Genomic DNA, 25,797 nt, shown 5'->3' on the forward strand with positions numbered 1-25,797 from the left:
CAAAATTGTCAAGTGTATTATCTCTCACAATTATTCTTTTCATAAATCAAATATACATATCTTAATAATTAAATTTATAGTTTAATTTTTTTACTCTTCATATTCCTCAATATCACCTTCTATGCTCATATATATCTTCCTTAATTCATCAAGTTTTTCTTTTGAAGTATTCCACATTCCTCTTTGTTCAGCCTCTAATAACCTTTCAGTTATATTCATTAAAGCATGAGGATTGTTTTCTTTTATCCATTCTCTATTTTCTATATTTTGCACATATTTCTCTGTTATTCTGTCATACATCCAGTCTTCTGCAACTTCAGCAGTGGCATCCCAGCCAAACACAATATCTACCATTGCACTTACTTCCATGGCTCCTTTATATCCATGCCTTTTCAAACCTTCAAGCCATTTTGGATTTAGTATCCTTGATCTCATTATTCTTGCTGTTTCCTCTTTTAAACTTTTTATTTTCACATTATTTGGATCACTTGTATTTCCACTATAGGATCTTGCTTCTTTCCCACTGGCATATTTTACTGCTGCCGTTAATCCACCATGATATGCATAGTAATCATCGCTTTCCAACATATCTAACTCTACTGATGCTTCATTTTTTACTGTAACATCTATGTTTTTCAATCTTTTTACAAACATATTTTCTAATTTCGTTCCATGATAATTACTACTGTAGGCATGACTGCTCCAATTTATATATGCCTGACCTAAATCATCTCTTGTTTCCCATTGTTGTGATTCTATTAATACTCTTACTCCTGTTCCATATGTTCCTGGTGGACATCCAAATATTCTGACTTTAGATAAGTTTTCAGCATCACTAAAACTGTATCCATCTTCCAAAAGTTTTTCTATATCATCTTTTAAGTTCTTTTTTATATAATTTACTTCATCACTCTCATCTAATTGAGAAACTGTATTTACAGCATCTTCTAAAAGCTTAATCAGAGTAGGAAAAGTATCTCTAAACAATCCAGATATTCTTAATGTTACATCTATTCTAGGTCTTCTCAGCTCTTCATAAGGAATAGCTTCTAGCCCTATTACTCTATCTCCATTGTTCAGCCATACTGGTTTTACTCCCATAAGATACAATGCTTCAGCTATATCATCTCCATTAGTTTTTATTGTATCACCACTATATAGAATCATAGCAATATTCTTTGGCAGTTTTCCTTCATCTTCAATGTATCTGTTCATAAGTTCTTCTGCTAGTTTTATTCCTACTTTCCATGAAGCTCTTGATGGAATTTTATATGGATCAATAGAATAAAAATTTGTTCCTGTTGGAAGAATATTTATATTCCCTCTTGTTGGATATCCTGACTGTCCTGGAACAATAAACTTTCCATTAGCTCCATCTACTACACTTTTACTTTCTCTTTTTGTTTCCAATATTTTAGGCAATACTATCTCTAAAATATTTTTTTCTAAAAGTAAAATATAGCTTTCATCTATTATTTTATATTCTTTTGTTTTTTCAACTACAGTTTGATATTTCTTTTCTCCTAATATTTCCCTTACTATCTCTACTGTTATATTTCTTATATCATCCAGTATCATTAAATTAGTTTTTCCTATTTTATTATGTCCATGAGGATTTTCTTTTAAAACTTCTATATCATACCCTAAACTCTTTCCTACTGCTTCTTCTGCCCCCATCATTCCACAGTTTTCAATTCTCAATAGAGCATGAATCAATGATGCTAATCTATCTCCTACAGGAGCCTCTCCCAATATGTGAAGTCCATCTTTTATTACTGAACTTTTGAGTTCTTCTATGTATGAGTGAAGTTTATTTATAAAAAGAGAATAATTTTTTCTTATTTCTTCCTCAGTAATATTCATATCTAAATTATATTTATATTCTAATACTCTTTTTATAATATTCTCTTTCAAGTCTACTATTTTTGAATCTTTTCCTATTTCAGCCAGATAATACTGTTTAATCAAATCATCTATTTCTTCTATATCTTCATATTCTCCAGAAAGTGTAAGAGCAGGGATCATGTAGGAAATCAGCACTGCATTGCTTCTTCTTTTAGCCTGTAGTCCTTCTCCAGAAATATTTATTGAGTAAGGATATAGATGTGGAATATCATCTATATTAAAATCTGGACAGCATCTGTTACTTAATCCAACCTCTTTCCCTGGCAGCCATTCTAAAGTTCCATGAGTTCCCACATGATAAATTACATCTGCTTTAAATCCCTCTTTTATCCACTTATAGAAAGAATAATATTGATGTGGAATAATAAAATCTGTACTGTGATATACCTCTTCTGCTTTTTCTTCCATACCTCTTGAAGGCTGTAATCCTATAAATATATTTCCATTAAGAATTCCAGGTACTGGAAATACATCTTCATAAATCATAAATTCCCCTGGAGCTTTTCCCCATTGAGCTTCTATTTTTTCCTGTACCTCTCTATCTAATTTGGAAAACCACTCCAGATACTTTTCTTTGTTTATTTTATCAATACTTTTTTCCAAAACTTTTTCACTAGTCAGCCATTTTTTATCATTAGATACACCTTTAATAATAGTATTTATTATTTCATTTCCATCTTTAAATTCATGATCTATTTTTATCCCCATTTTTGAAAATAGTTTCATCATATTATTTACTGAATTAGGAGTATCAAGTCCAAAAGCTCTCCCTATCATATCATTTCTTGGAGGCATGTTATGAAGAATAACTGCTATTTTTTTATCTTCATTCTTTTTCATTCCTAATTTTATCCAATTTACAGCTAATCTGGATATTTTATTTACTCTCTCATCTATTGGTATAAATATTTTTTTCTCTCCATACTCATCTTTTATAGTTTCATAAGTACAACATGTTACAGAAATAATTTGTCCATCAAACTCTGGATAATAGACTCCTGTAGTTAAAGCTTCAGAATCAAGCCCCCTTATATCTCTTTCCCATGTTTCTCTATTTTGATAAGTACTCATAGCCTGTATTACAGGAATTTTTAAATCTTCAAAAATACTTTTTTCTACTATTGTGGTTCCATCTCCAGGTTCACTAAAAATAGTTTGTGAGTATGCCATTAAGTTAATAATTGCTTTAGGTATTACTTTCCCTTTATGTTTTAAGTAATTTTCTATTACCCACTTTATTCCTTTTGATTTGATTTCTTGTTTCAAAATTGAATTTGTAAAAATAGGATAAGGAGTTACTCCTAATTTTTTTAACTCTTCTATAAATTTATCCACTACCTTTATTCGTTTACTATTCCATTCTTTTCCATGAAATAAAATAGCAACTACTATGGGCTCTTCTGCTATTTTCTTAATAAAATTCTCCTCATCTTCAACTATGTCTCCATCCTTATATATTCCTTCCCATCTCATATAAGTGTATTTTTCATATGGATATTTTTTATTCCCCAGCTCTGAAGCTGTATAGAGAATCATATTCTTATAATTCTCTTCTCCCCCTAAAGTATAATATTTTGTCATATTATATGCTGTTGCTGCTGGCATTCCTCCCTGTTCAACAAACTCTCTATTTTCATCATCAATTGTAGTATTAATAAAAAATGGGATACTTCCCCAAAATGTTTTTTTTAGATTTATAAATTTTTTAAAGCTTGAAACTCCTCCATGTAGAAGAATATAAACTATATTGCTTGTTCTTATTTCATTTTCAAGTTTTCTATATTCCTCATCAGACTTATCCACTGTATTAGATTTAAAAAAACTAAATTCAAAATCACCACAATGTTCTTCTGTTAGCTTTTTACATATCTTGTTAAATGTATAACTATTATCATAGTTTGATGTAACCAAAGTAATTTTAAACATATTTTCTCCTTTTGAAAAATACTATTCTTTATCATCTTTTAATTGATAAATACTGTTAGCTAACTCTTCTATTCCATCTATAATATATTGAGAATATATGTACACATATTTTCCTGGAATAGGATATATTCTGCCATTTTTTACAGCTTTCAAGTCTTTATAGCTTTTATCCTTACTCAAAAATTCTAAAAATCTACTTCCATCCTTTGCAGCAGTAGAATCCCATATAGGTACTATAATTACATCTGGATTAATCTCTATAACTTTTTCCTTTGATATTTTTGCAAAACGTCCTATCCCTGCTTCTCTAGCAGTATTTATAACATATATTTTTTGAAGCATGTCATCAAAAATACTTCCCTTTCCATTGGTTCCTTCATAATGTGAATATTCCAATACTCTGGGTGAATTTTTTCCGCTTTTTTTTATTTTTTCTTGAACTACTGCTAATCTTTCATCCATATTTCTTATTATTTCATTTCCTTTTTCCTCTTCTTCCACTAATTTGGCAAGCTCCAGTATAAGTTTTTTCTGCTCTTCATATGTAGAAGAAGTATTATAAATATAAACATTAATTTCTGCATCCTCTAGTTGAGATAATATATCTTTTTTCAACCAGTTAGCTGCAATTATTAAATCTGGCTCCATATCAATTATTTTTTCTACATTGTCTACTTTTTTAAAATTATCTAATTTATTGTATAAAACAGAAGCCATTTCATTTTTATTAGAATATCCACTAAATGCAAGTATTCTGTCTTTTTCTACCAAATCAAAAAGCATTTCATCTCCTGCCATAGACAAAGAAATTATTCTATTATATTTTTTTATAGACGTTTTCTGCCCATATAAAAAAGTTGTAGTTAATATCCCTATAAAAAATATACAAATAATTCTTTTCATTTTCCCTCCTTAATCCTAATTAAAGAAAAGCAATATAAAATAATATTCTATTCTATATTGCCTCTCTTATCTAATTGTTTCTAAATTTTAAAAGCTATATTTAAACCCAACATAGTAGTTTCTTCTTGTTCCATAATAATATTTTAATTTAGTCCCAGAAACTTTAGAATTAAAGTATTCTTCATCTAACAAATTATTTACTCCACCATATATTGTTAATCCATTAGCCATTTGATAATTTAATGACATATTAAGTTCTGTATGTCCATCTTGTTTTCCAAAACTGTTATCAAAGTCGCTTGATGCATATGCACTACCATAATAATAGAATGATGTATTAAATGTTAAGTTATCTAAAATACTATAATCTAGTCCCAAGTTATATATATAATTTGGAACCCCTGGAATATCCTTTCCCTTGAAAACTCCACTATCTATCTCATGATGAATATAACTAAAGCTTTCTCTCAGAGTTAATTTATCAAAATATTGCTCCATTGTTAATTCAATTCCTCTTCTTATATTTTTTCCAGGTAAATTATAATTTCCAGAAGCTGGACTTGTAAGTTCATCTTCATATCTAGTATAAAAAATTTCATTTTCTGTTCTTGTTTGAAAAATAGCTCCTGAAAAATAAAAATTATTCCATAAACTTTTTGCTCCTAATTCAAAAGTATCTGAAGTTTGAACTTCTATATCACGAACATTTTTATTCCAATATCCAACTTCATCAACTGTAGGAGCTCTGAATGCTCTGTTATATGTTAAATAAATAGAACTGCTTTCATTAATTAAATAATTTCCAGTTAGTTCGAAAGCATCTTCATTGTATGTTTTATTAAAGTTATATTTTGTTGTTTTATTATCTACTACATCATATTTCATTCTCTGATGTCTATATCCTTGAGTAAAAATAAAGTTATTTATTTTTAAATTATTTATTGCAAAAGCACCAAAAGATTTTCTGTCTGTATTAGTACTTGTATCTATAGCCCCTATATTTTTCGAATTATAATATCTATATTTAGATTCTCCATCAGAATAGTCTCCTCCAACAATTAAATGAGAGTTCTCTAAATATTTATATTTAATTTGTGAACTTAAGTATAATGATTGAGTATCTCTTAAACTACTTGGTCCTCTTCTAGGAGGTATTGCTCCAGTTTTAAAACCAGTCGATTCATATAATTTATCTCTATAATTTCCTGTAAACATAAATTCTAAATTATCTGACAATTTTGTCTCATAATTTAATTTATATGTTTTTACCGTTTCTTTTCCTTCAGTTAAAGAAGTATAAGGTTTTTTTACATCATCTTTACTTACAATTTCTCCTGGAAAATAAGATTCTACTTCAGAATGGCTATATCCGAATGATAAAGCTCCATTATCTAATTTATATTTTGTATTAATATCCACATATTCAATATCTCTACTGTCATGTTTTCTATAATTATCTACATTTTTATTTACATAATTAATATTTGCTGATAATCTATCAGTTATTTGAGTTCCAGCATTTACTGTATAATTTCTTAAACTATATGAACCAGTTTCAAATCCAACAGTTCCATAATATTTTTTATCTTTACCTTCTTTAGTGATAATATTTATTACTCCAGCTACTGCTCCTTCTCCATACAGTACATTTCCTCCATTAGGAACTACTTCTATTCTTTCAACAGTTCCTATTGGAATAAGATTAAAATTAAACCCTGCTGTATCCACAAGACTATTGTAAGGAACTCCATTTAACAAGACAAGTATATTTTGATTTTCTTTTCCTGGAGCCATACCTCTAAATGATACCTTAGGATCATCCCCACCAATATTACTAAAAGTTGTCATTCCAGGAACACCTTTTATAGCATCTTCAATAGTTTGAGCACCCCTTCTCTCAATATCTTCTGAAGTTATTACTGTTACATTTTTAGGTGTTTCCAATACACTTGTTCCAAAACTTTCAGCAGAAACTATTGTTTCATCTAGTTTAACTGCAAACTTCTCATCAGCTGCTGAGATTGATGAACTAACAACTAAAATAGCTGCTAACATTAAATATTTTTTCATTATTTCCCCCTTATTTATAAAAAATTACAAATAAAAACTCTGATTAGGTAAAATAACTTACCTAATCAGAGCACCAATTCTGAAATAATGAAATTCAAAAAATAATAGAAATTTGCATTTTCAAATATATTAATTGGTAAGTCTTCTGACTCAGTTTCATCCTACTTTCACGCCTTCCCAGTTTCCCAGTGACATCTTTGTGATTTCGTCAACCATACAGCAGCTTGCGCTGTGGGGGATTCTCACCCCTCTTCCTCTATTAAGCTTGTTTGCACCTAATCGTTTTTATTTAATTTATCACCAATATAATACGATATACAAACATAATTGTCAATATAAAATTTTCACTTTCTATTTTAATACAATTTAATTTTTAAAATAATATCAGTATACAAAATTACTCTAATCTTAATGAATAAAATTGATATTTTCATAATTTTTAATTTTATTTTTTCTATAATATTAAGGAGATTATTTTTCATCTTTTATAAACTAAGTTTTAAGTAATTTAAAATAAAGTATAACTACTTTTTTATCATTGACTTTCAAAGAAAATTAATATATTATTTGATCAAGAACACTACAATAAAATATTTATTTTTTGGTTCTAGTTATTACTAGATTAAAAGGGAAACAGGTTTAAATCCTGTACGGTCCCGCCACTGTAATGAGGATGAAAGCAAATTGCCACTGAAATATAACTATATATTTTGGGAAGGTATGCAAGTAAAGTGATTCTAAGTCAGGAGACCTGCCATAAAATAATATTATATGCTGCTCACGAGGATGAGAAGTATAAAAGAATAAAATCTTTTATGCTTCTCTTATTTTTTAAGAGAAGTTTTTTATTTTAACAGATTTTATCTATCAAGGAGGATATTATGATTTTAAAAGAATTAAAAGAAATATTTGAAGAAATGCTCACAAAAGGAGAATGGAAAAATAATGTGCTACTTAATATGGAATTATCCCAATATTCAAAACATCATATTCCTATTGATATTATTTTAAAAGGAAAAGACAATAAAGGAAATAATTTATATGTAATAGGAAATAAAAATGAGCTTGAATTTCCTAATTTTTTTCCTGAAGAAATTATCAAAACTTATAATCATATCCCCAGTCTTTTAGAATTATATTATGATATTTTTATTAATAAAAGTTTATCTTTAAATCCAGAAACAAAATTATTTTTGTCCATTGATTATGAAAAATATTTTAATTTAGGAAATGTGGCTTCTATTGAAAGTATTAAAAAAGTATTTTCTTTTGATGATACTGTTTTGATTTCTAATTAATAATATTCACTAAAAAGGCTCTTCCACATTGGAAGAGCCTTTTTTATATCAAATTTTTATTTTCAAATATGTTTTAATTTAAAATAGCCCAATTAAGGGCTACTTTAAGTTTAAATTACACAGAATTAAATATTATATATTAATCGCATATAACCAGAAGAAAATGTGATTAAAAACCTATTATTTGGGGTTCCACCAATAACTTCTTATCTGGTCAAAGTAAAAAATTATTGGTGGGAAAATTAATTGACGTATAAACACATTACCTGGGGGGTAATGCAGCCATGAATTTCTTCTTGGTAATATCATTATATAATATAAATATTTTTTATACAAGCATATACAACATAAATAAATATATAAGTTTTAGACTTTATGAATTGACTTAATAAATAGAATTTTATAAATTTGCTCTTAAGAAATAGATTTTAAATAAAAAAATTAAATATAATATATTCACCAAAGTAAATAATTTATTACCAAAAATAGAAAAATAAATTGAAAAAAAGAATCTTATAATTATAAAATATATATAAAAATAAACAAAATATATTATTGTATTTATTTTATTTATGTTATATACTTATAGTGAAAGAATAAAATTGTAATGTTAACTAAAATTTTTAATAAAGTAAAAAGTTATTGCTTTGTTTCTTAAAGCCCTAAATGGTATACTTACCTTAAAATATTATTTTTACAAAATAATAAAGGACAACAATGAAGTTGCTTTTTATTATAAACACAAAAAAGAACAGCAATGAAGCTGTTCTTTTTTTATATACTATACTTAAAGTAAAATATTATATATTAAACTTATTTTTTAGTTCAAATGACAAGCTATTTTATGTTCATTATTAATTTCTTTTAAAGTTGGTTTTTCTTTTCTGCATATCTCTATTGCACACCTACAGCGATTTACAAAAGGACATCCTTCTGGAAGATTCAAAGGACTTGGTACTTCTCCCTCTAGTAATTCTAAATTGTCTTTAGAACTCATATCCAGAGTAAATACGGCATTTACTAAAGCTTTTGTGTATGGGTGCATTGCTTCTTTTTTCACTCTTTGTCCTGGCAAAATTTCCATTATATTCCCAAGATACATTACAACAACCTCATGAGAAAAAGATTGAACCAAAGCTAAATCATGACATACAAAAACTATACTCAAATCTTTTTCCTGCTGTAATTTTTTCAATAACTTTATAATACTGTCTTGTATAGAAACATCTAAAGCTGAAGTAGCTTCATCACATATCAATATTTTAGGATTCAGTGAAAGTGCTCTTGCTATTCCTACTCTTTGAAGCTGTCCTCCACTTACATTATGAGGATATGAATATAGATATTCTCTAGAAAGTTCTACCATTTCCAGTAATTCTTCAGCCTTTTGCTTTTTATCTTTGCTGGATAACAGTCCATAGTTCATCAAAGGTTCTGTAATAATATCTATAATTTTCATTTTTGGATTAAATGCTGCCATTGAATCCTGAAATATCATCTGCATATTTTTTCTATGCTCCCATATTTCTTTTTTAGAAAAATGAGCTATATCTCTATTTTCATAAATTATACTCCCAGAGCTTACTTCTTCAAGCTGCATGAGCATTCTCACAAATGTAGATTTTCCACAGCCGCTTTCTCCCACTATTCCTAAAGTTTTCCCTTTATAAACATTTAAATTTATATTATCACATGCTAATAACGGTTGATTCTTTGCTGTCATAAATATTTTGGAAATACCATTTGTTTTTAATATTATATCTGAATCTTTACACAACATGTCTTTCCTCCAATCCTGGAACAGAATCTAACAGTATTTTTGTATAATTACTCCTTGGAGAACTCAATATTTGTTCAGGTTTTCCTTTTTCTATTATATTTCCATCTTTCATTACTACTATATTATCTGACATATATGAAGCTACTCCTAAATTATGAGTTACAATTATTATGCTTGTCTTATATGTATTTCTCAAATTTATTAACTCCTGCACAATCTGTGCCTGTGTTGTTACATCTAAAGCACTTGTAGGCTCATCAGCTAACAATATTTTGGGATTAAATGTCATTGCCATGGCAATCCCTATTCTTTGGCACATTCCTCCACTCAACTGATGAGGATAACTCGCCATTACATTTTCAGGATCAGGAAGCTTCATTTTTGTTAACATCAACTCAGCTTTTTTTCTCGCTTCTTCCTTTGAGCAATTTGAATGATATTGAATATATTCAATATATTGACTCCCTATTTTCCTAATTGGATTTAGAGTATTCCGACAGTCTTGAAATATCATAGCTATATTTTTTCCTCTGTTTTTTTTCAATATCTCTCCATTCTTATCTAACAATTCCTCATTATCTAAAACAATGCTTCCAGATATTATTTTACTATTATATGAAAGAGCTCCTACTATACTTTTTATTATTGTAGTTTTCCCACTCCCGCTTTCTCCTACTATACCTAGAATTTCGCCTTTTTTTACTGATAGACTAAAATCTTTTACTACTGGTTCTTTATCTCCATATTGTATAGTTAAATTTTTTATCTTTAACATAATATTCTCCTATTTTAAATCTGTTTTATTTGTTATCCAGTAGTAGTCTGTTGGATACAATACTGTATTTATAATATCTTTTGAAGTTATTAAATATGTTGTTTCATACCCGAAGAAAATTGTAGGAATATCATTCATTATTAACTGCTGAATTTCAATAGTAAGTTTTTTTCTTTCTTCAGAGTTAAATTCTGCTGACAGTTTATCCAATAATTCATCTACTTTTGCATTATTATACCCTGTCTGGTTAGATGGTGATTTACTATACCAGTTTTCACGTAAATATTTCTCGGGATCTCCAGTATTTGCTACTAGCATATTCCAAATTAACATATCAAATCTTCCAGCATCTCTTAAATCTAACAAAGTTTCATAGCTCACTGTATTTATTTTAACATTAATTCCAACTTCTTTAAGACTTATTTGAGCTGCCTGAGCATATATTTTCAATTCTTCTCTGCTTGTATAAATTACAAAATCAAGTTGAATTTTTTTACCATCAGGAGTTTCTATAAAACCATCTCCATCAATATCTTTATAACCTGCATCTTTCAATAATTGTTTTGCACTTTCTGGATTATAACTATTCTCATCTATTAACTCATCAAAACCAAAATCTAATGTTGGAGGAATTGGAGCTTTTCCTGAAGTTGCTCCTCCTTCCAACAAGACTTTACAATAGATATCTCTGTTTAAAGCTCTTGATACTGCCTGACGTAAGACTTTATCTCCAAGAACACCTTTTTCATTCATAAAGGCAAAAGTTGTTCTTAAAGATTCCAAACTTTGAATATGATATTTCTTTTCATCTGCAAAATCTTGTAAATTTTCTGTTTTAAGATTATATGCAATCTGAATTTCCCCTGACTGTAATGCCATTGAACGTGTAGCTTGATCATTTATACATCTAAAAGTTACTTTATCTAAAGGAACTTCTCCATTCCAATAGTATTTATTTTTAACCACAACACATACCTCAGTTGGGTTAAAAGATTCCACTACATATGGTCCAGTACAAACTGGTCCTTTCATTGCAAAAGTTGAAGTATCTGCATCTGTATTAACAATTATAAATAAAGGGTCCGCTAAACATTCTGGAAGAACAGTCACTGGAGTATCCGTACTTATTAACAAATACTCCCCATCTATCTCTATTGACTTAGGAGCAAAGAATGTTGAAGCTCTGTTATTTAATTTAAATGTACGTTCAAGAGATTTTTTTACTCTTTCAGGTGTCATTTCTGTTCCATCAGAAAATTTAACTCCCTCTCTTATTTTAAATTTCCATACTTTTCCACCTTCGCTATTCTCCCAACTTTCTGCTAATAAAGGAGCTTTTTCTCCATGTTCATCAAATTTTACTAAAGTTTCTCCCACTCCATATCTTGATACTACCCAGCTAAAATACTGCTCTGTAGTTTCAAGAGTATCAGCAAAACTTGTTACTCCCACTACTATTTCTTTTTGAGCTGCTATTATTGATGTTGATATACCAATCATAGCTAAAACCATCATCCCTATTAAAATAATTCTACTGACATACTTTCTACTTTTCACTATCATCTCCTGTTGCCTCCTTATATTTTTTAGTTATCCTTAGGATCTAAAATATCACGAATACTGTCTCCCAGCATATTAAATATTATTACTACTGTTATTATGGCCATTCCTGGATACATTATCAGCCATGAAGCTCTTGTTATATATGTTCTTCCTTCGTTCAACATCAGTCCCCATTCTGGAGTGGGAGCCTGTGCCCCAAATCCCAAGAAAGACAGTGATGTAAGTTCCAACATCATTGAGCCGATGTCTGTTGTAGCTGTCACAATCATTGTTGGTATCATATTAGGAATAAGATATCTTCCAATTATTTTTCCTGTTCTCGCTCCACCTACAACAGCAGCTTCAATATACATATTATTTTTAATTTTTAAAACCAGACTTCTTGCCAGCCTTGCATATTTTGGCCAGCTTACTAAAGCTATAGCCAGTATAGCATTAATCATATTTGGCCCTAATAATCCAGCTACTGCTATCGCTAAGACCAACCCTGGAAATGAAATCATCATATCTGCAAATCTCATTATGACTGTATCTACAATTCCTCCAAAATATCCTGCTAATATTCCAAATCCTGTTCCCATTATAAATACAACTGTAACTAAAGTAAATGTCATTATTAATGAGGGTCTTGTTCCATAAATTATTCTTGAAAACATATCTCTTCCTAATCTATCTGTTCCCCACATATATTTTTCCCCTGGTGGAACTAATGAATCAGTCATTATTGCATCATAAGGATTTTTTGCTGCAATCCATGGAGCAAAAACAGCAATTAATACAACTATCAATGCCAATATAGAAAAAATTACAAACTGCTTATTTTTCATCAATCTTTTTATTAAATCCATTTTAATGCTTCTCCCCCAATCTAGGATCTAAATATTTATAAGAACTGTCTACTGCCAAATTTATTAGCATATAAAATAATGCTATAAATAAAACATACCCCTGTACTAGCGGATAGTCATGAGTTGAAATTGCTTTTACAGCCATACTTCCCATTCCAGGCCAGTTGTATACTATTTCTACAACTGCTGTTCCACTTAATAAACTTCCTAAAGATAACCCTAAAAGCGTTACTAAAGGAAGTAGCACATTAGGAAGAATATGTTTAATCATTATTATTTTTTCACTCATTCCCCTTATTCTTGCTCCAGTTACATAGTCCTGTCTTAATTCATCTAATACTATTGTTCTCACTTGCCTTGTATATTTTGCTGACATTGACAAAGCTAAGGTTATTGCTGGAAGAATTAAAGCTTTCAAGTTTGCTGTCCCTCCTGCTATTGGTACCAATTTCAATTTTACTCCAAATATACTTAAAAATATTAATCCCAACCAAAAACTTGGAACTGATATTCCTATAAAAGTAAATCCCCTTACAAAATAATCTATTTTTTTATTTCTATTTATTGCAGCAAACACTCCTAATGGTATTGATATTACCACCATTAAAACTAATGATGCTACAGCTAATTTTAATGTTATAAAAAAGTTGGAAATAAGCTTTCTCCAAACTGGAACCTTTAAAGAATAAGAGTACCCCATATCTCCTCTGCATATTTTGAGCAGCCAATCTCCATATTGAGTTAAAAATGGCTTATCTAACCCCAATTCTATTCTTGTCTGAGCCAAAAGCTCTGGTGTTGGAATATTTCCACAGGCTGTCAGCATAATTTCTGCTGGATCTCCTGGAGATAAATATATTAATGCAAATGTTAAAAAACTTATTCCAAATAAAACAATTCCTATTTGAAATAACTTCTTTAAAAAATTCTTTCCATTCATTATTTTCTGCTCCCCTTGATTTTATCTTTATACCTCTTCTATCCAGATTTAAAATAAAAAAATCAATCCTTACAGCTAAAATTTCAAAATAGAGATTTCCCCTTAATTTTAAAATTTTAGTCTTAAAGAATTGATTATTTTCAATAACTATAAATATTATTTTTTAATAAATATATCATTATTATATAATAATCTATCACTCTTATCTCCCCAATAAAAGTTAAAACTAAAACTAGATAAGTCTCCTGGCTTGATTTCATCTTACTCCTATCCCTTCCCAGAATTTTCCAGTGGTTTTGATAGTTTCATCAATCTTACAGTAGCGGGGGCTGCGTAGGAATTTCACCTACTTCCTCTTTTAAGCTATAAGCACCTAATTTTTATTTATTTCTTAATAAGAATTAAAACATATATAAAAATTTTTGTCAATTTTTTTCTTCAAATAAATGTGTTTATTTAGAGAATAATAAACGATCTATGTTAATATTTACTTTTTAACTGGCTTTATCTAAATTTAATATATATTTAAATTTTTATTTAATAAATAATTTTTCTCTAAAAAATACTGCCTTCATAATAGATAAATTTTTATTATTTTATCTATCTATGTAAAGGCAGCATATCATTTTTAAATTTTCTAATAAATTCTCAATAATGTTTTTATTTATTTTTAATTTTCTTTAAATTTTTCTTCAATATCATATTTTAGATATCTATTTTTTATTATCCCTTTATTCTCTTTCAGATAATCTGTACAAATATCCTTTACAAGTTTGATAGTTTTCACATCATGAACTATATCTGTAAATTTAAGATCACTGAACCCACTCTGTTTTGTTCCAAATATTTCTCCTGATTTTCTAAGTTTTAAATCTTCCTCTGCTATTTTAAATCCATCCTGTGTTTCTTCCATTACCTGAAGTCTTGATTTAGAAACAGCATTATCTGTTCTTGACACTAGAAAGCAGTAAGACTGATATTCTCCTCTTCCTACTCTTCCTCTTAGCTGATGTAGGGCAGAAAGTCCGAATCTTTCAGCATTATTTATTACCATAACTGTGGCATTAGGTACATCTACTCCTACTTCGATAACAGTGGTTGAAACCATTATGTCCAGTTCCTTATTCTTAAATCTACTCATTATTTCATCTTTTTCAGCATTCTTCATCCTTCCATGAAGCACCCCAATTCTATAATCAGGAAGATATTTGCTCACTTCCTCAAGAAGTTCTTCTGTAGATTTAGCTGCCAACTTTTCACTTTCCTCTATAAGAGGGGCAACAAAATATGCCTGTCTTCCTTGAAAAAGCTTTTTTCCAATAAATTCATACATAGTTTTTGTTTCTTCTATTGTAGCTATCCATTTAGTTTTGATAGGTTTTCTCCCTGGAGGAAGTTCATCTATTACTGATACATCTAAATCTCCATAAATACTCAATGCCAATGATCTTGGAATAGGTGTTGCACTCATTACCACAAGATTAGCCAAAACTCCCTTATCTCTCAATAATTTCCTCTGTACTACTCCAAACCTGTGCTGTTCATCTATTATTATAAGTCCAAGTCTTTCAAATTCTACATTTTCTTCTATAAGGGCATGAGTTCCTATAACTATATCCACTTCTCCCTCTTTTATTGAATCCAGAAGCTTCTGTTTAGCTTTCCCTTTAAAACTTCCAGTGAGAAGTTCTACCTTTACTCCAAGTTTTTCAAATTTATCCTTTACTGAAAGATAATGCTGCACTGCAAGTATCTCTGTTGGTGCCATCAACACTCCCTGATATGAGTTTTCTACCATATAAAGAAGAAGCACCATAGACACTATTGTTTTTCCACTTCCAACATCTCCCTGTATAAGCCTATTTATTATTCTTCCATTTGAAAGATCTCTATATATTTCTGTTATAACTTTTTTTTGTGCTTTAGTAAGAGAAAAAGTCAAATTTTCAAGATATTGTTTTACCAAAGTTTTTTTATCTTCAAGCTCATATTTGCTTGTATTCTGACTGTCCATTTCGAACCTTTTTTGAAGTATTCCCATTTCCAGTACCAGTAATTCTTCTATTGCAAATCTTCTCTTTGCTTCCTCAAGATTTTTACTGTTCTTTGGAAAATGTATCTCTCTCATAGCATGTTCTCTATCCATTACTTTATACTTTTTCAATATCTCCTCTGGAATATTCTCCTGAAAAATATAAAGTTTGCTTTTCATAGCTTCTTTCATCAGCTTACGAAGAGTATTCTGAGGCATCTCTTTACTTGTACTATATATAGGAAGTATTTCTCCTGTTTCAAGTTTCTGCTGGTTACTACTTAGTTTGAATTCTGGATTTACCAGTTGATAGACATAACCTCTTTTTATCTGACCAATGAATATATATTCCTCTCCTATCTTTAGAGTTTTTCTAAGGTAAGGCATTTGAAACCACACCAGTTCTATTATCCCTGTATTGTCGGTAGCAGTTGCCTTGACCATCTTCAACCCTGATCTGGTAGGAGGTGCAGTCACTGTAAGAAGTGTTCCTTTGAGAACTACATATTCATCTCCACGAAGATCTCCCATCTTCATGATATTAGTTCTGTCATCATATGCTCTTGGGAAATAATAGAATAAATCATACAAAGATTTTATTCCCAGTCTTTTCAGCTTATTTGTATTTTTTTCATCGAAATACTTTATTTCAGCATCTTCTATAGGCTGATACATATCTCTGTATTCTTCTTTTTTCATGGAAATTTCCCTCCTTCTATATAAAAATTATGAGGCAGCTCAAAACTAAAATAATTTTGAGCCCCCTCACTATACTTTTTTCTAATCTAATTGATCTAGTAATTCCTCTGCGATATCAAAGTTAGCATAAACATCTTGAACATCATCAAGATCATCTAATGCATCATAAAGAACCATTACTTTTTTAGCAGTTTCAAGATCAGTGATCTCAACTTTATTTTCTGGGTTCATTGAAATTTCAGCTTCTTCATAAGCATATCCTGCTGTTTTTAGATTTTCAAGAACAGTTTGGAATTCAGTATAGTCAGTGATAACTTCAAATACTCCATCCTCTTCAGATACATCCTCTGCTCCTGCTTCTAAAGCTGCCATCATAAATTCATCTGGATCTATTCCTTCTGATTTTACAGTAATAACTCCCTGTTTTTTAAACATCCATGCAACAGCACCATCAGTTCCAAGATTTCCACCTTTTCTAGTGAAAGTCATTCTAACTTCTGAAGCTGATCTATTTTTATTGTCTGTAACTACATCAACTATAAAAGCTGTTCCTGCTGGACCATATCCTTCATATCTGATTTCAGAGAATTCTACACCTTCAAGCTCTCCAGTTCCTTTTTTAATAGCTCTTTCTAATATATCTTTAGGCATATTTCCAGCTTTTGCTTTCTCTATTGCGAGTCTAAGTCTAGGGTTAAAGTTTGGATCCCCCCCACCCTCTTTAGCTGCTATTGTTAGTTCTCTTCCAAATTTAGTGAATAATTTTGCTCTTTTTCTATCTTGAGCACCTTTTCTATGTTGGATATTATTCCATTTACTATGTCCTGACACAAGAAACCTCCTAATTTTTTCTTAATAATATAAAATTTTATCATATTAGCTCAGATTTTTCAATATTTCTTAGCCTCAATCAAATTATTTTTTAAAAAAATGATATCTACTTTTTTATCATGTTTTTCAGCTTCTATTTTTTCTACAATTTGAAATTCATATGCAAGAGATGCTTTTATTGAGTCTGGATAATCTTCTAAAAACCTATCATAATATCCTTTTCCAAATCCAATTCTATTTCCCTCTTTATCAAAAGCTACCCCTGGAACTATTATCAAATCTATTTTTCCAGTATATTTATCTCCAATGGGCTCTTCTATACCCATAGTTCCTTTTTGAAAACCTTTTCCATATTCTACAGCCTCCATATTTTCATTTCCCACTGTTCTTGGAAGTATAAGCTTTTTCCCTGCTCTCAATATGGCCTTATTTATTTCGTGAGTATCTACTTCATTTTTAAAACTCATATAGCTCATTACTGTTTCAGCTTTCTGAAAATAACTGCTTTCCAATAATGCTTCTGTTATTTTTTCACTTGTTTCTTCAACTTCAAAAAATGAAAGTAATTCTCTTTTTCCTCTTATATAATTTCTAATATTCTTCTTCTCCATACCCTTTTGACATCTCCTCTTTCAAAAGTTTAAGGTCACTCCAGAATTCTATGGCTACTTTTGATTTTTTACCACTGTCATTTCTAGACTTTTTTACAAAATTTACATCATAAGTAAGTAAAAGTTTTATTCCTCCAATCCATTGTATAAACTTTCCTCTTTCCTCCCCTATCTTTACATCCCTTTTAAGAAGAGCTCTAGCTGCTTCCGGACCTAAAGCTACAACTATTTTTGGATTTATAAGAGCTATCTGCATATCCAGCATTTCCAATAATTCATTTTGATCATCTTCCATATATTCTCTAAATTTACAGTCTTTTTTAGCAAGTGTAGTTATGTAATATTCATCTGGAAGTATTCCTTCTATATCACATAATTTTATAAGAAATTCTCCACTAGAACCAGAAGCAACTTTCAAATCTTCATTTTGATAAAGATCTGGGTCATCTCCTATAAAAAGGACTGAGGCATCTTTATTTCCACTTCCTATGAGAAGTTTCCTGTCAGCTCCCTCTCCATAATTATTTCCAAGACCTTCAACTTCAAACTTTATTGTTTCCCAAAGTTCTCCTACTTCTTCATTTATCATTATCTACACCTCCTTACAACTCAAAGACATCAGTTACTTTGTCCTGCATAGCTATTTCAAAATCAAGCTTTATGTTATTTGTTAGCAATTCATCTCTTATAGTATTTTTTACTATATCATAATTATTACTGTCTTTACTGATATGAGCAAGATACACCTTTCTCAATCTTTCAGTATACATATCTTTTATGAACTTAGCTGCATCATTATTTGAAAGATGTCCATTTCTTCCTTTTACTCTTGCTTTTAAATCCCATGGATAACTGCATTTCATAAGCATATTATAGTCATAATTGCATTCAATAACCATTATATCCACTTCTTTAAAATATTCTCTTACTGTATTGCTCACATATCCTATATCTGTTGATATAGCCATTCTTTTACCACATTCAGTTTCCAATCTATATCCTATAGTTCTTTCTGCATCATGCATCACATCAAAAGGGCGTACTTTTATTCCATCTTTTAGAAAAAAGTCCTTTGTTATAAGTTTCAGATTTTTATCAGAAATTTTTCCCAGTTTAACTTCTCCTGCAGCATAGCTTTCAGGAGTTATATATATTGGAATATCATATTTTCTTGATATTATCCCTGCTCCCTGTATGTGATCTGTATGTTCATGTGTTATCAATAGAGCATCTATTTCATTTATATTTCTGTCTATACATTTTAATTTTTCCTCTATTTTTTTGCAACTGAACCCTGCATCAACTAAAAGCTTGATCCCATCATTCTCTACAAAAATAGAGTTTCCACTACTTCCGCTTCCTAAAATTGAAACTTTCATTTGTTATTTCCCTTCTAAAATAAAAAATTATTAACACATAAATTATATCGTAAATTACTTTTTTATACAACTGTTATTCTCATTCTAAAAACTTCTGATTAAATATTTTTGTTTTTGAAATTTTATTTTTTTCTTTGTAACATTTCTGACACAATTCATTGGTATATTAAATATATAAAATCTTTCCCCAAGATGTTTTATATATAGATGAAAATAGCAGAGCAAACTTCCCCGTTTGTTCTGCTATTTTTATTTTTCTATTATTTACTTACATGTATCAAACGATGCTCACTTTCAGCATCAAGTATAAATCCTTTTATTGTTTTTTGTAAACCTACATTGTCATATGGATATACAAGAACTAACATTGGAACTTCTTCCTGAACTATATCCTGAGCTTCTTTATAATACTTAATTCTATCTTCTGGAACTGTACTTTCTCTTCCAAGATCAAGAAGTTGATCCATTCTTGAATTAGTAAAATATGTTCTATTTCCTGAACTTCCATGATTTTTAGAGTGGAATAAAGCATACAAAGCTGAATCAGAATCTGGACTTGAAGTCCATCCTAATAAGAACATGTCATGTTCTCCTCTTGCCAATCTATCAAGATATGAACCCCATTCTAATATTTCTATTTGAAGATCTATCCCAATTTGTTTTAATTGATCTTGAAGAATAACAGCTATATCTCTTCTTACAGTATTATCATTTAACCATATTTTTGTTTTAAATCCATTTGGATATCCTGCTTGTGCTAAAAGTTCCTTAGCTTTAGCTACATCAAAAGAATATTTTTTAGCATCTTTACTATATCCAAATACACTAGGTGATACTGGAGAATTAGCTTCATTAGCTGCTCCTAAATATACTGCATCTATAATACTCTGTCTATCTACAGCATAAGCTATTGCCTGTCTTACAAGTTTATTATCAAAAGGAGCTTTTTTAGTATTAAATCCAAGATAATTTATATTCATTGCTGGCTCTTGAATAAGATTCAGATCTGGATGTTCTTTAACCATTCTTAAATCAACAGGATCTATATCATAAGCAATATCTGCTTCTTTTGTTTCTAAAGATATTGTTCTGTTTACTCCTTCTGGAATAACTCTAAAAACTAATGTATCTATTGCTGGTTTTCCTTTAAAATAATTAGGGTTTGCTTTTAGAGTAACTCTATCTCCTGATCTCCAAGAATCAAAAATAAACGGTCCTGTTCCTACTGGTTGTTGTCCATAATCATTTCCTGCCGCTTTTACTGCTTTTTCATTTAAAATAGCAGCACCTTTATGAGCTAGATAATTTGTCAATGGACCAAAAGGTTTTTTTGTTGTTATTTTAACTGTATTATCATCTACAGCTTCTATTTTATCCACATCATAAAAGAAACTCATTAAACTTGGAGCTTCCTTAGCTCTAGTTAAACTAAATACAACATCTGAAGCTTTTAATGGATCACCATTATGAAATTTAACATCTTTTCTCAAATGTAATACTAAAGTTAATGGATCTACCTGTTCCCAGCTTTCTGCTAATGCTGGAACAAGTTTCATATTAGTATCTCTTTCTATCAAAGTATCATAAATATTAAGATATACTCTATGCGATGGAACGTCATTTGAAGCAGTTGGATCCATACTTTTTGCATCTGCATTTTGTGCTACAACTACAGTAGTTTCAGCATAAACTGCATTAAAACTAAATAAAGCAATCATCATAAACATCAAAATTGTAAATATTTTCTTTCTCATAAATAATCTCCTCCTGATATTTCCAATCTGTAACAATATAAGTATACCCCATTAACGCCTAAAATCAAGATGAATTTTGAAATTTTATTTTTTTCTTTGTAACATTTTTGCCACAATTAATTGGTATATTAAATATATAAAATCTTTCCCCAAGATGTTTTAATATATAGATATATAAAAATAGCAGGTAGCTTATCAGCCATCCTGCTATTTTTATATTTTTTTATTTACTTACTGGATAAATATTATGTTGATTTTCAGGATCAAGTTCAAATCCTTTTATAGTTTTCTGCATTCCAACATTATTATCTGGATAAACTAATGGAATTAATGGAACTTCATCCATAATTATATTTTGAGCTTCTTTATAACTTTCTATTCTGTCTGCTTCTACAGTAGTTTCTCTTCCTTTGTCAAGAAGTTCATCTACTCTCGCATTTGTATAATAAGTTCTATTTCCAGCGCTTCCATGATTTTTAGAATGGAAAACTGCATATAAAGCTGAATCAGCATCTGGACTTGGTGTCCATCCCAATAAAAACATATCATGTTCTTTTCTTATTAGTCTATCTAAATAAGAACCCCATTCCAAAATTTCTATTGAGGCATCTATTCCTATTTGTTTTAATTGATCTTGTAAAATAACTGCAGTATCTTTTCTAATCCCATTATCATTAGTCCATATTTTTGCTTTAAATCCATTTGGATATCCTGCTTGTGCCAAAAGTTCTTTAGCTTTAGCCACATTATATTCATAGCCTTTAGTATCTTTATTATATCCAAATACATCTGGAGATACTGGTGAATTTGCTTTAGAAGCTGCTCCTAGATATACTGCTCCAATCATACTGTCCATATCTATTGCATAGGCTATTGCTTGTCTTACTTCTTTTTTATTAAAAGGAGCTTTCTCTGTATTAAATCCTAAATAATTCATTGTTAAAGCTGATTTTTGAAGAAGAGTAAGATTAGAATGATTTCTTACCATATCATGATCAATAGGATCTATATCATAGGCAATATCTGCTTCTTTTGTTTCTAGAGCTATTGTTCTGTTTACTCCTTCTGGAATTACTCTAAATATTAATGTATCTATTGCTGGTTTTCCTTTATAATAATTAGGATTTGCTTTTAAAACTATTCTGTCAGCTGATATCCAAGAATCAAACATAAATGGTCCTGTTCCAACTGGATGTTGTCCATAGTTATCCCCAGCAGCTTTCACTACTTTTTCACTCATTATCCCTGCTCCTTTATGAGCTAGATAATTAACAAGTGGTCCAAAAGGCTTCTTAGTTGTTATTCTTACTGTTTCATCATCAACAGCTTCTATTTTATCTATATCAGAATAGAAACTCATCATACTTGGAGCCTCTTTAGCTTTTTGAAGACTAAATACAACATCTCCAACAGTTAATGGATCTCCATTATGAAATTTTATATTTTTTCTGATTTTTACATCTAGTGTTAAAGGGTCAACTTGTGTCCAACTTTCTGCCAATCCAGGAACAAGTTTTCCATGATCTCTATCTACTAGATTATCATATATCTGAAGAGTTACTCTGTGAGAAGGAACATCATTAGATGCTGTTGGATCTAATGTTTTTGCATCTGCATTCTGAGCAACTGTCACACTTGTTTCAGCATAAATATTTACTGATAACAAAACCATTGCTAATAAAAGAAATATCATTGATAACTTTTTTTTCATATTTTTTAACCCCCTATTTAATTATAAACATATTATACTACAAAAATTTCCAAAATTAAAGATTATTTACGAAAATAATACATTTTCATTTCGTTTATATTTTAAAAATATTTTTTCAAAAAATTAAAAAATAAAAAACAGCCCAAATTATTTAAAAATTTAAAGGCTGTCTTTCTTAATTAGTTTACTGCACTGAAAGTATTTGTTTTTGATAACATATAAAATTATTGCACTGTTGGATTTTCTAAAAAGGTTATTATTTTTTCTTCACAATTTAACTCTGCTATAATTCCATATGGAATTATTCCTATTGGTTTAGCATGCCCAAAGTTTATATTATAAAAAATTGGAAGTTTCACTAATTTTTCTTCATTAACTACAACATCTTTAATTGCTGTTTTATATTCTTCATAAAATACTTCACCTTGTGGTTTTCCTACAATAATACCACTTAATTCTTTTAATATTCCTTGGGCAGCAAGGTTTCTCAAAGTCCATTTTATAAATTCTGGTGATGGTTTATCCTCACTTGTTTCAATGAATAATATTGAGTTTTTCCACTCTTTTAAAGATGGCCAGATTTCTGTGCAATTAGCCATCATAAATACATCAATACATCCCCCTAAAAGATGTCCTTTTACAATTCCAAAACCATTTATAACTTCATAGCCATGTATATCTTTTTTCATTACATGTGATGTATTTATATTACTTTCTTCCCACAAAATATAATCATCTGTCCACTCGGGACTTGGGAGAAGAGGATATTTATTCCACTCTCCAAACAATACATCATTAACCGCACTTTGAGTATAATCAAACATTTTTATATATTCACCAAACTCACACATTATGGAAGGCCCATAAAATGATATAAGTCCTGCTTTATACATCATAAAATGATTTATTGTACTATCAGAATATCCCATAAATATTTTAGGATTATTTTTTATGATTTCTAAATCAATATATGGGAGTATACGTATTGTATCTTCTCCTCCGATAGCACAAAAGATGGCTGAAATTGTCTTATCCAAAAAGGCATCCATTAAATCTTTAGCTCTCAGTTCTGGATGTTGAGCTATAAATTTGCTGCCTTTTAGTGCATTGGGCATACAAATAACTTCTAATCCAAAATCTTTTTCCAATCTCTCTTTTGCAATATAAAATTTATGAATAAAGTTTTCATCTCCTAGCCCGCCCCATGAAAGACTAACAATAGCAATCTTATCACCTTTTTTTAACCTTTTTGGCTTTATCATTTAAATACCTTTCTTGTATAAAATGAAAAATTTTCATTTTATTCCTTAACAAAAATCTTTTAAAAATTCAAATAATTTAGAATGAAATTATCCATTATTTTATTTATATTTTTTGCATAATTCTTCAAAGTCTTTTAAAAATTCATCTACATGCTCTTTCTTAGTTGCCCAAGATGTTACAAAACGTATAGCAGAATTTTTATCATCTACCTTTTCCCAGAATTCATATCTATATTTTTTACCTATTTCTTCTATCATTTCTATTGGAAATATTGGAAATTGCTGATTTGTATATGAATCTGTTTTCAATTCAAATCCTTTATCTAAAAATGCTTTTTTCAATGTCATGGCCATTTCATTAGAATGTTTTCCTACTTGATAATAATTGTCACCTTTAAATAATTCAGCAAATTGTACACCTAAAAGTCTTCCTTTTGCTAGAGTAGCTCCTTTTTGCTTTGTAATACGTATAAATTGACTTTTTCTCAGTTCTTTATTAATTATAACTAAAGCCTCTCCAAATAGAAGTCCACATTTTGTTCCTCCAATATAGAAAACATCTGAATACTTTGGATAATCTTCAAGCTGCAGATCATTTTTCTCAGAAGCCAGAGCTGATGCAAGCCTTGCTCCATCAATATATAAATAAAGATCTTTAGATTTGCAATATTCAAAAAGATCAATAAGTTCTTGCTTGCTGTAAAGAGTTCCTATTTCTGTAGGATTTGATATATACACCATTTTAGGCTGTACCATGTGAGTATCTTCATGAAGTTCTACAGACTTTCTTACTAATTCTACATTTAACTTTCCATCTCCTGAAGTCTTTAATTCAATTACCTTATGTCCTGTAGCTTCTATAGCTCCACCTTCATGCACACTTATATGTCCTGTATCTGCTGCTATTACTGCTTCATGTGGACGAAGAGAATGAGCTATTGTAAGCAGATTTGTTTGAGTTCCTCCTACCAAAAGACGTACATAGCAATCCTCACATTTTATACTCTTTTTTATTGCTTCTACAGCCTGAGCTGTATACTCATCTTCCCCATATCCAACTGTCTGTTCCATATTTGTTTTTAATAAAGCTTCCATTACATATGGCAATGCCCCTTCACTGTAATCATTTTTAAAACTTATCATCTTTTCCTCCTTATACAGCCTTTTATTTTCATAAAAAATCATACCCTATATAAGAAAATTATAATAAGTTTATTTATATTTGTAAAGATTTCTTTTATATATATTTATTTGTATATTTTGGAATTTTTACAATTATATCATGTTTTAATAAATTTTTTCTAATTATTTTTAGACATATTTTTCGAAATAATTTATTTTAAGTTACCTCTATTTTATGCTTAAATTCCATATTAAAAAAGTTGAATTTTATATTATCACTTTGACCAATGCTAATTATTCAAACAAAATTCTTGAATTTTTAGTCAAAATATGGTATTTTTCTTTATAATAAATAAGTTTTCTTTTTTTCGTTTTTTTCTTGAAAACG

18 protein-coding genes and 3 riboswitches are annotated in these 25,797 nt (G+C 29.4%); of the genes, 1 reads left to right on the top strand and 17 read right to left on the bottom strand.

The features are described 5' to 3' along the window. Nucleotides 1-90: 90 nt before the first annotated feature. The 3 genes from cobN to E0E45_RS11145 form a co-directional block, all read right to left on the bottom strand. Nucleotides 91-3,831, bottom strand: coding sequence for a cobaltochelatase subunit CobN (gene cobN, locus E0E45_RS11135; RefSeq protein WP_130891234.1), 3,741 nt, complete (start codon nucleotides 3,829-3,831; stop codon nucleotides 91-93). Nucleotides 3,832-3,852: 21 nt separating this feature from the next. Further along, nucleotides 3,853-4,734 (bottom strand): ABC transporter substrate-binding protein, encoded by an 882-nt coding sequence (locus E0E45_RS11140; protein ID WP_130891235.1) that lies wholly within the window; start codon nucleotides 4,732-4,734, stop codon nucleotides 3,853-3,855. A gap of 87 nt (nucleotides 4,735-4,821) precedes the next feature. Beyond that, a complete protein-coding gene (locus E0E45_RS11145) occupies nucleotides 4,822-6,804 on the bottom strand; it encodes a TonB-dependent receptor (protein WP_130891236.1) in 1,983 nt (660 codons plus the stop codon). Nucleotides 6,805-6,921: 117 nt separating this feature from the next. Next, nucleotides 6,922-7,098: riboswitch (cobalamin riboswitch) on the bottom strand. A 291-nt stretch (nucleotides 7,099-7,389) separates the two neighbouring features. Further along, a riboswitch (cobalamin riboswitch) is annotated at nucleotides 7,390-7,578 on the top strand. Nucleotides 7,579-7,685: 107 nt separating this feature from the next. Here E0E45_RS11145 and E0E45_RS11150 point away from each other — a divergent pair. Further along, complete coding sequence (locus E0E45_RS11150) at nucleotides 7,686-8,102, top strand: hypothetical protein (RefSeq protein ID WP_130891237.1); 417 nt, start codon at nucleotides 7,686-7,688, stop codon at nucleotides 8,100-8,102. An 820-nt stretch (nucleotides 8,103-8,922) separates the two neighbouring features. On the opposite strand, the gene E0E45_RS11155 is transcribed toward E0E45_RS11150, so the two are convergent. From E0E45_RS11155 to E0E45_RS11220, 14 genes are all read right to left on the bottom strand, one after another. Continuing rightward, a complete protein-coding gene (locus E0E45_RS11155; RefSeq protein WP_130891238.1) occupies nucleotides 8,923-9,882 on the bottom strand; it encodes an ABC transporter ATP-binding protein in 960 nt (319 codons plus the stop codon). Then, nucleotides 9,872-10,657, bottom strand: coding sequence for an ABC transporter ATP-binding protein (locus E0E45_RS11160; RefSeq protein WP_130891239.1), 786 nt, complete (start codon nucleotides 10,655-10,657; stop codon nucleotides 9,872-9,874). The genes E0E45_RS11155 and E0E45_RS11160 overlap by 11 nt, the downstream gene beginning before the upstream one ends. Before the next feature lie 9 nt (nucleotides 10,658-10,666). Next, nucleotides 10,667-12,172 carry an ABC transporter substrate-binding protein gene (locus E0E45_RS11165; RefSeq protein ID WP_232044164.1) on the bottom strand — a complete coding sequence of 502 codons (1,506 nt, stop codon included), beginning with the start codon at nucleotides 12,170-12,172 and terminating at the stop codon, nucleotides 10,667-10,669. Between the two features lie 71 nt (nucleotides 12,173-12,243). After that, on the bottom strand, nucleotides 12,244-13,068 hold the full coding sequence (nikC, locus tag E0E45_RS11170; RefSeq protein ID WP_130891241.1) for a nickel transporter permease: 825 nt from the start codon (nucleotides 13,066-13,068) through the stop codon (nucleotides 12,244-12,246). Nucleotide 13,069: 1 nt separating this feature from the next. Next, on the bottom strand, nucleotides 13,070-14,008 hold the full coding sequence (gene nikB, locus E0E45_RS11175; RefSeq protein ID WP_130891242.1) for a nickel ABC transporter permease: 939 nt from the start codon (nucleotides 14,006-14,008) through the stop codon (nucleotides 13,070-13,072). 217 nt (nucleotides 14,009-14,225) lie between these two features. Further along, a riboswitch (cobalamin riboswitch) is annotated at nucleotides 14,226-14,400 on the bottom strand. A 278-nt stretch (nucleotides 14,401-14,678) separates the two neighbouring features. Further along, entirely contained in the window at nucleotides 14,679-16,739 is a 2,061-nt protein-coding gene (gene recG, locus E0E45_RS11180) for an ATP-dependent DNA helicase RecG (protein ID WP_130891243.1), read from the bottom strand. Between the two features lie 81 nt (nucleotides 16,740-16,820). After that, the gene (locus E0E45_RS11185; RefSeq protein WP_130891244.1) at nucleotides 16,821-17,570 is read right to left on the bottom strand and encodes a YebC/PmpR family DNA-binding transcriptional regulator; all 750 of its coding nucleotides are present in this window, start codon (nucleotides 17,568-17,570) and stop codon (nucleotides 16,821-16,823) included. A gap of 59 nt (nucleotides 17,571-17,629) precedes the next feature. Continuing rightward, a complete protein-coding gene (locus tag E0E45_RS11190; RefSeq protein WP_130891245.1) occupies nucleotides 17,630-18,181 on the bottom strand; it encodes a 5-formyltetrahydrofolate cyclo-ligase in 552 nt (183 codons plus the stop codon). Continuing rightward, entirely contained in the window at nucleotides 18,162-18,773 is a 612-nt protein-coding gene (locus E0E45_RS11195; RefSeq protein WP_130891246.1) for a uracil-DNA glycosylase family protein, read from the bottom strand. The genes E0E45_RS11190 and E0E45_RS11195 overlap by 20 nt, the downstream gene beginning before the upstream one ends. 10 nt (nucleotides 18,774-18,783) lie before the next feature. After that, entirely contained in the window at nucleotides 18,784-19,560 is a 777-nt protein-coding gene (locus tag E0E45_RS11200) for an MBL fold metallo-hydrolase (RefSeq protein WP_130891247.1), read from the bottom strand. A gap of 260 nt (nucleotides 19,561-19,820) precedes the next feature. Beyond that, complete coding sequence (locus E0E45_RS11205) at nucleotides 19,821-21,314, bottom strand: glutathione ABC transporter substrate-binding protein (protein WP_130891248.1); 1,494 nt, start codon at nucleotides 21,312-21,314, stop codon at nucleotides 19,821-19,823. A gap of 223 nt (nucleotides 21,315-21,537) precedes the next feature. Further along, nucleotides 21,538-23,025: an ABC transporter substrate-binding protein gene (locus tag E0E45_RS11210; protein ID WP_130891249.1), complete on the bottom strand. Its 1,488-nt coding sequence runs from the start codon at nucleotides 23,023-23,025 to the stop codon at nucleotides 21,538-21,540. Between the two features lie 224 nt (nucleotides 23,026-23,249). Beyond that, nucleotides 23,250-24,287 carry a S66 family peptidase gene (locus tag E0E45_RS11215; RefSeq protein WP_130891250.1) on the bottom strand — a complete coding sequence of 346 codons (1,038 nt, stop codon included), beginning with the start codon at nucleotides 24,285-24,287 and terminating at the stop codon, nucleotides 23,250-23,252. Nucleotides 24,288-24,386: 99 nt separating this feature from the next. Next, entirely contained in the window at nucleotides 24,387-25,430 is a 1,044-nt protein-coding gene (locus tag E0E45_RS11220; protein ID WP_130891251.1) for a threonine aldolase family protein, read from the bottom strand. Nucleotides 25,431-25,797 lie beyond the last annotated feature (367 nt).

The organism is Fusobacterium ulcerans ATCC 49185, assembly GCF_900683735.1.
Lineage (GTDB): Bacteria > Fusobacteriota > Fusobacteriia > Fusobacteriales > Fusobacteriaceae > Fusobacterium_A > Fusobacterium_A ulcerans_A.

Coding starts and splice junctions, on each gene's coding strand:
- E0E45_RS11140 (WP_130891235.1), bottom strand. CDS start 4,734: ATGAAAAGAATTATTTGTATATTTTTTATAGGGATATTAACTACAACT.
- E0E45_RS11215 (WP_130891250.1), bottom strand. CDS start 24,287: ATGATAAAGCCAAAAAGGTTAAAAAAAGGTGATAAGATTGCTATTGTT.
- E0E45_RS11160 (WP_130891239.1), bottom strand. CDS start 10,657: ATGTTAAAGATAAAAAATTTAACTATACAATATGGAGATAAAGAACCA.
- nikC (WP_130891241.1), bottom strand. CDS start 13,068: ATGGATTTAATAAAAAGATTGATGAAAAATAAGCAGTTTGTAATTTTT.
- E0E45_RS11155 (WP_130891238.1), bottom strand. CDS start 9,882: ATGTTGTGTAAAGATTCAGATATAATATTAAAAACAAATGGTATTTCC.
- E0E45_RS11190 (WP_130891245.1), bottom strand. CDS start 18,181: ATGGAGAAGAAGAATATTAGAAATTATATAAGAGGAAAAAGAGAATTA.
- E0E45_RS11220 (WP_130891251.1), bottom strand. CDS start 25,430: ATGATAAGTTTTAAAAATGATTACAGTGAAGGGGCATTGCCATATGTA.
- E0E45_RS11145 (WP_130891236.1), bottom strand. CDS start 6,804: ATGAAAAAATATTTAATGTTAGCAGCTATTTTAGTTGTTAGTTCATCA.
- E0E45_RS11200 (WP_130891247.1), bottom strand. CDS start 19,560: ATGAAAGTTTCAATTTTAGGAAGCGGAAGTAGTGGAAACTCTATTTTT.
- E0E45_RS11150 (WP_130891237.1), top strand. CDS start 7,686: ATGATTTTAAAAGAATTAAAAGAAATATTTGAAGAAATGCTCACAAAA.
- E0E45_RS11165 (WP_232044164.1), bottom strand. CDS start 12,172: ATGATGGTTTTAGCTATGATTGGTATATCAACATCAATAATAGCAGCT.
- nikB (WP_130891242.1), bottom strand. CDS start 14,008: ATGAATGGAAAGAATTTTTTAAAGAAGTTATTTCAAATAGGAATTGTT.
- E0E45_RS11210 (WP_130891249.1), bottom strand. CDS start 23,025: ATGAAAAAAAAGTTATCAATGATATTTCTTTTATTAGCAATGGTTTTG.
- recG (WP_130891243.1), bottom strand. CDS start 16,739: ATGAAAAAAGAAGAATACAGAGATATGTATCAGCCTATAGAAGATGCT.
- cobN (WP_130891234.1), bottom strand. CDS start 3,831: ATGTTTAAAATTACTTTGGTTACATCAAACTATGATAATAGTTATACA.
- E0E45_RS11205 (WP_130891248.1), bottom strand. CDS start 21,314: ATGAGAAAGAAAATATTTACAATTTTGATGTTTATGATGATTGCTTTA.